Annotated in this window: 1 pseudogene; it reads right to left on the bottom strand. The window is 33.2% G+C overall.

Going from position 1 to position 316, the window contains the following annotated elements:
• Window positions 1-77: 77 nt before the first annotated feature.
• Window positions 78-316, bottom strand: a pseudogene (locus HMPREF2930_RS07460) (glucose-6-phosphate isomerase); the annotation flags it as partial.

Here is a 316-nt window from a genome sequence, read left to right as displayed (position 1 = left end):
TTTTCCCCATAACACCTAAACCTAAAATTCCAATATTACTAGACATTGTATCCTCTCATTTCTTTATAGTTTATAACCTACAATCTTGCTTCAAGATCTTTTTTCATATCTTCAAATCCTGGTTTACCAAGTAAAGCAAACATATTTTGTTTATACGCTTCTACACCAGGTTGATTGAATGGATTTACGCCTAATTGATAACCACTCATAGCACATGCAAGTTCGAAGAAGTATACGACATAGCCAAATGTTTCTTCATCTAATTGTGGAATATTAACAACGATATTAGGTACGCCACCATCTGTATGTGCTAATA

It is taken from the genome of Staphylococcus sp. HMSC068C09 (assembly GCF_001813735.1).
Classification (GTDB): domain Bacteria; phylum Bacillota; class Bacilli; order Staphylococcales; family Staphylococcaceae; genus Staphylococcus; species Staphylococcus hominis.
The sequence above is the reverse complement of the archived record's forward strand: the minus strand, read 5'-3'. Positions and strand labels throughout refer to the sequence as shown.